The 11530-nt window shown below is 71.1% G+C and carries 10 protein-coding genes; 6 read left to right on the top strand and 4 right to left on the bottom strand.

All coding sequences use genetic code 11. The features are described 5' to 3' along the window. Positions 1-139 precede the first annotated feature (139 nt). Both ABZW18_RS20770 and ABZW18_RS20765 read right to left on the bottom strand, forming a co-directional pair. Positions 140-1366 (bottom strand): DUF349 domain-containing protein, encoded by a 1227-nt coding sequence (locus ABZW18_RS20770; protein WP_356189393.1) that lies wholly within the window; start codon positions 1364-1366, stop codon positions 140-142. 223 nt (positions 1367-1589) lie between these two features. Next, positions 1590-2429, bottom strand: coding sequence for a peptidylprolyl isomerase (locus ABZW18_RS20765; protein WP_356189392.1), 840 nt, complete (start codon positions 2427-2429; stop codon positions 1590-1592). A gap of 147 nt (positions 2430-2576) precedes the next feature. Between ABZW18_RS20765 and ABZW18_RS20760 the strand changes: the two genes are divergently transcribed. The 4 genes from ABZW18_RS20760 (at position 2577) to ABZW18_RS20745 (ending at position 6931) form a co-directional block, all read left to right on the top strand. Next, positions 2577-3299 carry an MBL fold metallo-hydrolase gene (locus tag ABZW18_RS20760; protein ID WP_356189390.1) on the top strand — a complete coding sequence of 241 codons (723 nt, stop codon included), beginning with the start codon at positions 2577-2579 and terminating at the stop codon, positions 3297-3299. A gap of 13 nt (positions 3300-3312) precedes the next feature. Then, positions 3313-4575: a histidine--tRNA ligase gene (gene hisS / locus ABZW18_RS20755; RefSeq protein WP_356189388.1), complete on the top strand. Its 1263-nt coding sequence runs from the start codon at positions 3313-3315 to the stop codon at positions 4573-4575. A 152-nt stretch (positions 4576-4727) separates the two neighbouring features. Then, positions 4728-5393 carry a vitamin K epoxide reductase family protein gene (locus ABZW18_RS20750; protein ID WP_356189386.1) on the top strand — a complete coding sequence of 222 codons (666 nt, stop codon included), beginning with the start codon at positions 4728-4730 and terminating at the stop codon, positions 5391-5393. Positions 5394-5461: 68 nt separating this feature from the next. Further along, on the top strand, positions 5462-6931 hold the full coding sequence (locus tag ABZW18_RS20745) for a replication-associated recombination protein A (protein WP_356189384.1): 1470 nt from the start codon (positions 5462-5464) through the stop codon (positions 6929-6931). A gap of 33 nt (positions 6932-6964) precedes the next feature. Here the strand turns inward: ABZW18_RS20745 and ABZW18_RS20740 are convergent, their stop codons facing one another. Further along, positions 6965-7930, bottom strand: a complete 966-nt coding sequence (locus ABZW18_RS20740; protein ID WP_356189382.1) for a DUF2470 domain-containing protein — start codon at positions 7928-7930, stop codon at positions 6965-6967. Positions 7931-7985: 55 nt separating this feature from the next. Between ABZW18_RS20740 and rpsD the strand changes: the two genes are divergently transcribed. After that, positions 7986-8597: a 30S ribosomal protein S4 gene (gene rpsD / locus ABZW18_RS20735; protein ID WP_356189380.1), complete on the top strand. Its 612-nt coding sequence runs from the start codon at positions 7986-7988 to the stop codon at positions 8595-8597. Positions 8598-8622: 25 nt separating this feature from the next. Here rpsD and ABZW18_RS20730 read toward each other — a convergent pair whose 3' ends face one another. Next, positions 8623-10899: a tetratricopeptide repeat protein gene (locus ABZW18_RS20730; RefSeq protein WP_356189378.1), complete on the bottom strand. Its 2277-nt coding sequence runs from the start codon at positions 10897-10899 to the stop codon at positions 8623-8625. Between the two features lie 187 nt (positions 10900-11086). On the opposite strand from ABZW18_RS20730, the gene ABZW18_RS20725 reads away from it, so the two are divergent. Further along, the gene (locus ABZW18_RS20725; protein ID WP_356189376.1) at positions 11087-11527 is read left to right on the top strand and encodes a DUF948 domain-containing protein; all 441 of its coding nucleotides are present in this window, start codon (positions 11087-11089) and stop codon (positions 11525-11527) included. Positions 11528-11530: the final 3 nt, after the last annotated feature.

The raw sequence follows: 11530 nt of genomic DNA, 5'->3' as shown, positions 1-11530 counted from the left end.
CCACCACCCCAAAATCTTTTTTTTTTTTCTGTTCTGGTTTTTCTTTTGTTTGACGTCCCTAGCGGTGCGCGCCCCCCCCGGCTCCCACCCCGCCGGGGCCCCGGCTCACATCAGCGGCAGTTGAGAGCGTGGCGAGGCCTCAGCTGAACTCCTCCAGGCCCTTGAGCGCCTGGTCCAGCAGCGCCTGCCGGCCCTCGAGTTCCTTCGCCAGCTTGTCGGCCTTGGCGTTGTTGCCCGCCGCACGGGCCTGGTCCACCTGCGTGCGCAGTTTGTCGACAGCCGCCTGCAACTGGCCGGTCAGACCCGCGGCTCGGGCCCGCGCTTCCGGGTTCGTACGCCGCCAGTCCGACTCCTCGGCCTCCTGGAGGGCGCGCTCGACCGCGTGCATCCGCCCCTCGATCTTCGGGCGGGCGTCCCGCGGTACATGGCCGATGGCCTCCCACCGCTCATTGATCGAACGGAATGCGGCGCGGGCCGCCTTGAGGTCCGTGACGGGGAGCAGCTTCTCGGCCTCGACCGCCAGCTCCTCCTTGCGGGCCAGATTCTCCCGCTGCTCGCTGTCGCGCTCGGCGAACACCTCGCCACGCGCCTGGAAGAACACGTCCTGAGCACCGCGGAAACGGTTCCACAGATCGTCCTCGGCTTCGCGCTGGGCACGGCCGGCGGCCTTCCAGTCCGACATCAGCTCGCGGTACCGGGCGGCCGTCGGCCCCCAGTCCGTGGAGCCGGACAGAGCCTCGGCCTCCGCGACGAGCTTCTCCTTGGCCTTGCGGGCCTCCTCGCGCTGGGCGTCGAGGGCAGCGAAGTGCGCTTTGCGGCGCTTGGAGAACGCCGACCGGGCGTGCGAGAAGCGGTGCCAGAGCTCGTCGTCCGTCTTGCGGTCCAGCCGCGGCAGGCCCTTCCAGGTGTCGACCAGGGCACGCAGCCGCTCTCCCGCCACCCGCCACTGCTCGCTGGCGGCCAGCTCCTCGGCCTCGAGGACCAGCGCCTCCTTGGCATGGCGGGCCTCGTCGGACTGTTTCGCCTTGGCTGCCTTGCGCTCCTCGCGGCGCGCCTCGACCTCGCCGGTCAGCTTGCCGAGCCGCTGCCGCAACGCGTCGAGGTCACCGACGGCGTGGTGCTCGTCGACCTGCTGGCGCAGATGCTCGATGGCGGTTGTCGCGTCCTTCGCGGACAGGTCGGTGGTCCGCACCCGACGCTCGAGGAGGCCGATCTCGACGACCAGCCCGTCGTACTTGCGCTCGAAGTAGGCGAGGGCCTCCTCGGGAGACCCCGCCTGCCACGAACCGACGACTTTCTCGCCCTCGGCCGTACGCACGTACACGGTCCCCGCCTCGTCGACGCGGCCCCACGGGTCGCTGCTCACAGCGCCTCCTCCACATGATGCTCGGGCGGGCGCGCGGCCCACCGGCATCGTCCACAGTTTCTTCCGGCCGGGCCGCGCCCGGACCGGTCCGACGTGCTGCTTCGTTCCTCGATCCTGCGACAGGGCGGCAGCCGTCGGAGCAGGCGCCCTACACAACGCCAACATAGGCGAACGGCGGGTCGGCTGTCCGCATCCAGCGACCGAAATTCCGCCTCCGCGCGTGTCAGGACTTGCGGACGACGGCCTTGTCGATCACGACCGTGGCGTTGGGCGCGGTGTTCTGTGTCGCGTCCGGCGGGGCCGCGCCCGCATCGGCGATCTTCTTCAGTACGTCCTTGCCTCCGGCGATCGTCCCGAACGGAGTGTAGTCCGGCGGCAACTGACTGTCCTTGTAGACCAGGAAGAACTGGCTGCCGCCACTGTCCCGGCCCTTGCCGGTCTGGGCGCTGTACTGGTTCGCCATGGCGACCGTGCCCGCCGGATAGACATTGCCCTTGAGTCCGGTGTCCTTCAGGTTCTCGTCGGGGATCGTGTAGCCGGGGCCGCCCTGGCCGGTTCCCTTGGGGTCACCGCACTGCAGCACGAAGATGCCGCCCGTGGTCAGCCGGTGACACTTGGTGTGGTCGAAGAAGCCCTTTCCCGCCAGGAAGTTGAAGGAATTGACCGTGTGCGGGGCCTTCGCGGCGTCCATGGCGATGTCGATGTCGCCGCAGGTGGTCTGCAGCTTCATGCTGTACGTCGCGGAGGTGTCGATGGAGAGGGCCGGCTCCTTCTTCCACTGCCGCGTGCCGGGGGAGCCCTTGGCAGGTTTGCCGCAGGGGTCCGGGGCCTTGCTGGTGGGGGACGGGCTCGGGGCGGCGGCGCTGTCGCCGCTGTCCTTGTCGCCCTGGCCCAGACCGGCTGTCGCGTACGCCGCGGCTCCGGCCGCGAGCACGACGGCCAGGCCCACCGCCAGTACCGCGTTGCGACGCCGTGTCCTGCTGCGCTGCTGGGCACGCCGCTGTTGCTGCCGCTCGTACTTCTCCCGGGCGAGCTGCCGCCGCCGCTGGTCCTTCGTGGCCACCGGGTCGTCTCCTTGTGTGCCGTCTCGTCTGCTGTCCGCTCAGAACTTGAGCCGTACCGTATACGGGTTCGCTGTGCCGGGACCGGCGCCGGTAGGCTCTGAACTGCTCTGATTTCTCGCGCCGGACGACAACACTTAAGGACGATCGTGCTCATTGCCGGGTTCCCCGCCGGGGCCTGGGGGACCAACTGTTATCTGGTCGCCCCCGCCGCGGGCGAGGAGTGCGTGATCATCGACCCGGGCCACCAGGCCACTCAAGGAGTCGAAGAGGCACTGCGGAAGCACCGGCTCAAGCCGGTGGCCGTCGTCCTCACCCATGGCCACATCGACCATGTCGCCTCGGTTGTCCCGGTCTGCGGCGCACATGACGTACCGGCCTGGATCCACCCCGAGGACCGCTACATGATGAGCGACCCCGAGAAGGCACTCGGCCGCTCCATCGGGATGCCGCTGCTGGGCGAGCTGGCCGTGGGGGAGCCGGACGACGTCCGGACCCTGACCGACGGCGCTCAGCTCGAGCTCGCCGGGCTGGAGTTCGGCGTCGCGCACGCTCCGGGCCATACCAAGGGGTCGGTGACCTTCCGGATGCCCGAGGCCGGTGACATCCCGCCGGTCTTCTTCTCGGGTGACCTGCTGTTCGCCGGCTCCATCGGACGCACCGACCTGCCGGGCGGTGACCAGGACGAGATGCTCGAATCGCTGGCGCGTGTGTGCCTGCCGCTCGAGGATCCGACCGTGGTGCTGTCCGGCCACGGCCCCCAGACGACCATCGGACGCGAGCGTGCCACCAACCCGTATCTGCGGGAGGTGGCCGGCATCCGGCAAGGACACGGCGCTGCCGACAGCGCCGCTCCGCGACGAGGAATGTGACGAGACCCTTCCCGTGAGCACCTTCTCCGCCCCCAAGGGCACGTACGACCTGATCCCGCCGGAATCCGCGACCTTCCTGGCGGTGCGCGAGGCCCTCTCCGGACCGCTCAAGCGCGCCGGATACGGCTACGTCGAGACCCCCGGCTTCGAGAGCGTCGAGCTGTTCTCCCGCGGTGTCGGTGAGTCCACCGACATCGTCACCAAGGAGATGTACACCCTCACCACCAAGGGCGGCGACGAGCTGGCGCTGCGTCCCGAGGGCACCGCATCCGTGCTGCGCGCCGCGCTGGAGAACAATCTGCACCGGCTCGGCAATCTGCCGGTCAAGCTCTGGTACTCGGGCTCGTACTACCGCTACGAGCGGCCGCAGGCCGGGCGTTACCGGCACTTCTCGCAGGTCGGCGCCGAGGCCATCGGGGCCGAGGACCCGGCGCTCGACGCCGAGCTGATCATCCTGGCCGTGGACGCGTACCGGTCCCTGGGGCTGCGTGACTTCCGGCTGCTGCTCAACTCTCTCGGCGACAAGGAGTGCCGTCCCGTCTACCGGGCCGCGCTCCAGGACTTCCTGCGCGCTCTCGACCTCGACGAGGACACCCGGCGGCGGGTCGAGATCAACCCGCTCCGCGTGCTGGACGACAAGCGGGACGCGGTGCAGAAGCAGCTCGCCGACGCGCCGATGATGCGCGACCACCTGTGCGAGGCCTGCAAGGCCTACCACGAGCAGGTGCGGGAGCTGCTGACCGCGGCGGGCGTCGAGTTCGAGAACGACCCCAGGCTGGTGCGGGGCCTGGACTACTACACCCGGACCACCTTCGAGTTCGTCCACGACGGGCTCGGTTCGCAGTCCGCGGTCGGCGGCGGCGGCCGGTACGACGGCCTGTCCGAGATGATCGGCGGACCCGAGCTGCCGTCGGTCGGCTGGGCGCTCGGCGTGGACCGTACGGTCCTGGCGCTCAGGGCGGAGGGCGTCGAGCTCGAACTGCCCGCGGCCACCCAGGTGTTCGCGGTCCCGCTCGGCGAGGAGGCGCGCCGCGTGCTGTTCGCCGCCGTGACCGAGCTGCGGCGGGCCGGGTTCGCCACGGACTTCGCGTTCGGCGGCAAGGGCCTGAAGAACGCGATGAAGTCCGCGAACCGGTCGGGTGCGCGGTACGCCGTGGTGGCGGGTGAGCGGGATCTCGCCGACGGCGTCGTCCAGCTCAAGGACCTGGAGAGCGGGGAGCAGACGCCGGTCGCGCTCGAGGCGATCGTTGCCGAACTGCGGGAGCGGCTCGCTTGACCGCGCACCCTTACGCTGCTCGAACAGCTACCGGACGAGGATGGCCGACCATGGTCCCTCGTCCGGTGGAGGAGCTCCGGTGACCGCCGTCCCTGGGGCACAATGTGGCTGTCCGGCACGACGCAATTCTTCGGGAGCGACGGAAGCGCGATATGGCGACGACAGTGGTTGAGGACGTGTCCACCGACGGGGAAGACCGGGAGCAGCGCGGCCGCGACGCGGTCGGCAGCGGCCGGGGATTCGCCTGGCTGCTGGTGATCACCGGCGCCGCGGGACTGCTGGCCGCCTGGGTCATCACGATCGACAAGTTCAAGCTCCTCGAGGCCAAGGTCGAGGGCAAGAGCTTCACTCCCGGCTGCAGCCTCAACCCGATCGTCTCCTGCGGCAACATCATGGAGAGCGACCAGGCCTCGGCCTTCGGGTTCCCCAACCCGATGCTCGGCCTGGTCACGTACGGCATGGTGATCGCCATCGGCATGGGGCTCCTCGCCGGTGCCCGCTACCGGCGCTGGTTCTGGCTGGGGCTGAACGCGGGCACGCTCTTCGGCGTCGGGTTCTGCGCCTGGCTGCAGTACCAGTCGCTCTACGTGATCGGTTCGCTCTGCCTGTGGTGCTCGCTCGCCTGGATCGCCACCATCGTGATGTTCTGCTACGTCACCGTGCACAACCTCAAGCACCGGTTCCTCCCGGCGCCGGAGGGGCTGCGCAGGGCGCTGATGGAGTTCCACTGGGTTCCCCCGGTGCTGTGGATCGGCGTCATCGGCATGCTGATCCTCACCAAGTGGTGGTGGTTCTGGACCGGCGGCACACCCTCCTGATCCGGCCCGATCCCGGCCTGATCCGGTGCCCGACGGCGTTGTCAGTGGGGTGACATAGGCTTCCCGGCGTGGAACCCGACCTGTTCACCGCAGCCGAAGAGGACCGCCGGCTGAAGGATCCGTCCAGCAGCCCGCTGGCCGTACGGATGCGCCCGCGCACGCTCGACGAAGTCGTCGGCCAGCAGCATCTGCTCCGGCCCGGCTCGCCACTTCGCCGGCTCGTCGGCGAGGGGAGCGGAGGGCCCGCGGGCCCGTCCTCGGTGATCCTCTGGGGCCCGCCCGGCACCGGTAAGACGACCCTCGCCTACGTCGTCAGCCAGGCCACCAACAAGCGCTTCGTGGAGCTCTCGGCAATCACGGCCGGAGTGAAGGAGGTCCGGGCCGTCATCGACGGCGCGCGCCGCGCATCCGGTGGGTACGGCAAGGAGACCGTGCTCTTCCTCGACGAGATCCACCGTTTCAGCAAGGCCCAGCAGGACTCGCTGCTCCCGGCCGTGGAGAACCGCTGGGTCACCCTGATCGCTGCGACCACCGAGAACCCGTACTTCTCGATCATCTCCCCGCTGCTGTCCCGGTCGCTGCTGCTGACACTGGAGTCGCTGACCGACGAGGATCTGCGGGGCCTGGTGCACCGGGCGCTCACCGAGGAGCGGGGTCTGGGCGGCGCCGTCACGCTTCCCGGGGACGCCGAGGCCCATCTGCTGCGGATCGCCGGCGGTGACGCCCGCAGAGCGCTGACCGCGCTGGAGGCCGGGGCCGGTGCGGCCATGGCGAAAGGCGAGGCCGAGATCACCCTCCAGACTCTGGAGGAGACCGTCGACCGGGCCGCGGTGGCGTACGACCGCGACGGCGACCAGCACTACGACGTGGCGAGCGCGCTCATCAAGTCGATCCGGGGCTCCGACGTCGACGCGGCACTGCACTATCTCGCCCGCATGATCGATGCGGGCGAGGATCCCCGGTTCATCGCCCGGCGGCTGATGATCTCGGCGAGCGAGGACATCGGCCTCGCCGACCCGACCGCGCTGCCGACCGCGGTCGCCGCGGCTCAGGCGGTCGCGCTGATCGGCTTTCCCGAGGCGGCCCTCACCCTCAGCCACGCCACCATCGCGCTCGCTCTGGCACCCAAGTCGAATTCCGCCACCACGGCGATCGGCGCCGCGCTGGCGGACGTACGGGCGGGCTCCGCGGGCCCCGTACCGCCGCATCTGCGCGACGGCCACTACAAGGGCGCGAAGAAGCTCGGGCACGCCCAGGGCTATGCGTATCCGCACGACGTCCCGGGCGGTATCGCGGCGCAGCAGTACGCCCCGGACGCGGTGCACGGCAAGCGCTACTACGAACCGACGCGCTACGGCGCGGAGGCTCGTTACGCGGACGTGGTGCAGCGGGTGCGGGGGCGCCTGCGCGGCGAAACCCCTCGGCCGGCGGACCAGGCCCGGCCGGACGCACCAGGGCAGGACACGCCAGGGCCCGATGGGGCTGCCACGTCCGCCGCGGGCCCGCGCAGCGGCGAGGCACCGGCCGAATCGCCCTGAATCCCCCGCTCCAGCTCCCCGCCCAGCTCGCGGTCAGTCGCTGTGCAGCGCCGCCTCGAAGAGCACATGCATCGCACGCTGGAGTTCCGTGACGTCCCGCACCGGCTCCGGAAAGTCGAAGCGGGCGTCGAAGGACCCCCCGACGGAATCCGCGCCGCGATCCCCCGGGGAACGGGACTCCCGGGTGAACCGCACCCGCAGGCCGAAGCGGTCCAGCGCCACCGGCACGGCCCGGTCCCGCCGCCCGCACGCGTCGACGGCACGGTCACCGAGCAGCCCGCACAGTCCGCGCACCTGGTCGCCGTGGGCGGCGGCGAGATGCTGGAGGAGCTCGGCCTCGTGCTGCACCAGCGGATCGGCCTCCGCCGCGGCGAAGTCGTCCGGCTCGACGGACTCCGCGCCCCAGAGGTCGTCCACGGCGCCCTCGCCGACCTCCAGCCGCAGCAGCATCCAGGCAGGGCGTCCGTACGCGCCGGGCGCGGCGTCGGGCCCGAGGGCCTCGTCCACTCCCTCTCCGCGGCCCGTCTCCGTGCCGAGCAGAGCCCCTACCGGATGGCGCTCCGCGAGCAGCATCGCACCCGCCGCGCGCTCCTCGTTGCGCAGAGGGGTGAGCCACCCGGCGAGCCACCCGCGGCCCCGGATACGATGGGGTACGGCGACCGGTGCGACGTCGGTGATCTCGATCACCGCCGTCAGATCATCGTCCTGTGCGTGGGCCGCGGCGCGAGCCGCGGTGGAGTCCCCAGGCACCAGCAGCAGTACGTCTCCGTCCGGTGTGACGGTGCGTGCCGCGGGCGCTCCGGCGCCCAGTTCGTCCAGGTCCGCACCCGGAATGCTCAGTGCGGCCGAGGCGTTCGACTCCACGAGGGTACGTACACGCTCGGCAGCCGACGGTTGCCGGACGTCTTCCAAGGGGCGCGGCTGACCCGCCTGTGCGCCGTCCGTCGCCGATTCCGCGGCGCGGCCGGTGCTCGGCAGGGGGCTCCCAGGTCGAAACATGCGTTCTCCTCCGCTAAGGTAAGGCTCACCTAACTTACACGGAGGTTCGTTCCACGTGAACCAGTCGCGTCCCAAGGTCAAGAAGTCGCGTGCTCTCGGCATCGCGCTGACGCCGAAGGCAGTCAAGTACTTCGAGGCCCGTCCGTACCCGCCCGGCGAGCACGGCCGTGGCCGCAAGCAGACCAGTGACTACAAGGTCCGTCTGCTGGAGAAGCAGCGTCTGCGCGCTCAGTACGACATCAGTGAGCGCCAGATGGCCCGTGCCTATGACCGCGCTCGGAAGGTCAGCAGCAAGACGGGCGAAGCCCTCATCATCGAGCTTGAGCGCCGTCTGGACGCGCTCGTCCTGCGGTCGGGTATCGCCCGCACGATCTACCAGGCCCGCCAGATGGTGGTGCACGGCCACATCGAGGTCAACGGCCGCAAGGTCGACAAGCCGTCCTTCCGGGTCAGCCCGGACGACGTGGTGATGGTCCGCGAGCGCAGCCGGGAGAAGCACCCCTTCCAGGTCGCGCGTGAGGGCGGATACGACACCGACGGCGAGACCCCGCGCTACCTGCAGGTCAACCTGAAGGCGCTCGCCTTCCGCCTCGACCGGGAGCCGAACCGCAAGGAGATCCCGGTGATCTGCGACGAGCAGATGGTCGTCGAGTACTACGCCCGCTGATCCGGACGCCGTACGCACGCACCACTCAGCCCGCCGTTTCCCCGCCGCTCGCGGAGGGGGAGCCGGCGGGCTCGTGCGTGGAAGGCGGCAGTGCGGCCTGCGGCTCGCCGCGCGGCGCGGGCACCTGTGCCGTCTGCCCGGTGGTGCCGCGCAGCGCCCGCGCCGCCGCAGCCTCCAGATCCAGCCGGGCGCCGGCGCGCAGGCACTCCTCGTACCGCTCCGCCCCCAGCGCCTCCCGCGCCTGCCGCTCGCACTGCAGACGCGGTGCGTTGAAGTGCTGCGAGCCGAACAGCCGTGGCCCGGCCGACGGCCAGAGGCGCCCGGCGGCCCCTTGTAGCACCGCGGCCTCCTCCGCGTCGCCCTCACCCGCGGTGATCAGCGCCAGCAGTTCGAGGGCGAGCACCGAGCCCACGGGGTCGTGGAAGCCGCGGTCGATGGCCAGGCACTCCTCCAGCAGCTTCCGGGCCTCGGCCGCCTCGCCCCGGGACCAGGCCGCGTAGCCCAGTACGTACAGCGCGTAGGCCAGCGTCCAGCGCTCGCCGTGCTCCTCGCAGACGCTCCTGACCTCCTCGCACAGCTCGATCGCGCCCGCCGGATCGCCGCGGAAGGCCACCACCATGGCCAGTTCGACCTGTCCCATCAGGACGTTGCTGTTCAGCTCGCCGATCTCCCGGTACTGGCCGAGCGCCGAGCGGAGCAGCTCCTCGGCCCGTGGCATGTCGTCGGAGACCAGGGCGAGGCAGCCGGTGCGGTGCAGCGCGTACGCGGCGGCGAGCGGGTTGCCGGTCCGCTCCGCCTCCTCGCTGCACTCCTGGAGCGCCGCGACCGCGCCGGCCGTGTCGCCCTGCAGGAGCGCTACATAGCCCGCCACCCACAGTGCCTTCAGCCGTGACTCGGCGTGCCGGTTCTCCAGCTCCAGCACCCGGTCGAGCCAGTGGCGGCCCTCGGCCAGCCGGCCACAGCCCACCCAGTAGAACCACAGGGTGCCCGCGAGGTACTGGCCGGTGTGCGCGTCCTCGCCGCGCTCCAGGCTGAACTCCAGCGCGCACCGGATGTTGCTCAGCTCGGCGTCGATGCGCGCCGCCACTTCGGACTGCCGCGGGCTGAACCAGTCCAGCTCGCACCAGGTGGCCAGCCCCATGTACCAGTCGCGGTGGCGGCGGCGCATACGTGCGGTGTCACCCGTCGCGTCGAGCCAGCACGCGCCGTAGGCCCGTACGGTCTCCAGCATCCGGTAGCGGACGGTCCGTCCCTGCCCGCCCTCGGCCGACGGCGGCCCGGCCGGGGTCTCCTCCCGGACCAGCAAGGACTGCGAGACCAGCTCGGCGACGACATCCAGCAGATCGTCCGCGGGCAGATCCGGTCCGGAGCAGACGTACTCCGCGGCCTCGAGGTCGAATTGGCCCGCGAACACCGACAGTCTGGCCCACAGCAGCCGCTCCTGCGGGGTGCACAGCTCATGGCTCCAGCCGATGGCCGTGCGCAGCGTCCGGTGGCGGGGCAGCGTGCCGCGGTTGCCGCCGGTGAGCAGCCTGAAGCGGTCGTCGAGCCGGTGCAGCAGCTGCTCCAGGGAGAGTGCCGGGAGCCGCCCCGCCGCCAGTTCCAGCGCGAGCGGGATCCCCTCGAGCCGGTGGCAGAGCTCCGCCACCTCCCAGCAGTTGGACTCGTTGACCGCGAAGCCGGGAAGGACGGCGGCGGCCCGGTCGGCGAAGAGCACCGCGGAGTCCCCGGCGCGCGGGGGCGGGGACTGGGGAGCGCGGGCCGGAGCGGGGGCGGGCAGCGGCGGCAGCGGGAAGGCCTGCTCCCCGGGCACCCGCAGCGGCCGCCGTCCGGCAGCCAGCACCCGCAGCCCCGGCCCCCGGCACAGGAGTTCACGGACGAGGCCGGCGCACTCCTCCACGACATGCTCGAAGCCGTCCAGGACCAACAGGAGTTGGCGGTCGGCGAGCTGCTCGGCGAGAGCGGCGCGCCGCGCGCGGCCGGCGCGGTCGGCCAGCGCCAGTGCCTCGGCGAACGCATGCTCCAGCAGATCGGGATCGCGCAGCGTGGCCAGTTCGACCAGCCAGACGCCATCGAAGAAGCGTTCCTGCGCCTGATGTGCGGCGCGCAGTGCGAAACGTGACTTGCCGACGCCGCCGACTCCGGTCACGGTGACCAGCCGGGAACGGTCCAGCTGCCGTCCCAGCTCGGCGAGTTCGGCCCTCCGCCCCACGAACCGGTTCAGCTCCGTGGGCAGATTGCCCGGGGGAGGGACTTCGTGGTCGCCGTGCGGGACGGTGCCGGGGCGCATGGAGCGTCGCATGGAACACGGAGCGTACTCGCACGAGTGCGGACCGTACAATCGCGCCGTTCGCCGGCCGCGCCGCCACCGCCTAATCCGGTACGGGGGCGGGGCCCCGGCGCGATAGGGTCGACATCTGCCGCCCGCTCTCGGAGACCGACCGCCCGTGACCGGCGGCGACCGATACGTCTACAGGGAGCGGTGCATCGTGTCCGGTGGAGAGGTGGCCGGGATCCTCGTGGCCGTCTTCTGGGCCATCCTGGTGTCGTTCCTCGCCGTGGTGCTGGTGAGGCTCGCCCAGGTGCTCAAGGAGACGACCAAGCTCGTGGCGGACGTCTCGGAACAGGCGGTCCCGCTGCTCGGCGAGGCGTCCCGGACCGTACGGTCCGCGCAGAGCCAGCTCGAGCGGGTCGACGCGATCGCGACCGACGTCCAGGAGGTCACCTCCAACGCGTCGGCGCTCTCCTCGACCGTCGCCAGCACCTTCGGCGGACCGCTGGTCAAGGTCGCCGCGTTCGGCTACGGAGTGCGCCGTGCCCTCGGCCGGAAGGATGCGCAGCCGTCGGCGCCCCGACGTACCGTGATCGTAGGACGCACAGTGCCGTCGGCCCGGCGAGGTGGCCGGCGCTTCCGCGGCGGAAAGGCCTGATCC

The organism is Streptomyces sp. NPDC004647 (assembly GCF_040609575.1).
Lineage (GTDB): Bacteria > Actinomycetota > Actinomycetes > Streptomycetales > Streptomycetaceae > Streptomyces.
This window is presented reverse-complemented; position numbering and strand designations above follow the sequence as displayed.

Coding starts and splice junctions, on each gene's coding strand:
- ABZW18_RS20750 (WP_356189386.1), top strand. CDS start 4,728: ATGGCGACGACAGTGGTTGAGGACGTGTCCACCGACGGGGAAGACCGG.
- ABZW18_RS20740 (WP_356189382.1), bottom strand. CDS start 7,930: ATGTTTCGACCTGGGAGCCCCCTGCCGAGCACCGGCCGCGCCGCGGAA.
- ABZW18_RS20730 (WP_356189378.1), bottom strand. CDS start 10,899: ATGCGACGCTCCATGCGCCCCGGCACCGTCCCGCACGGCGACCACGAA.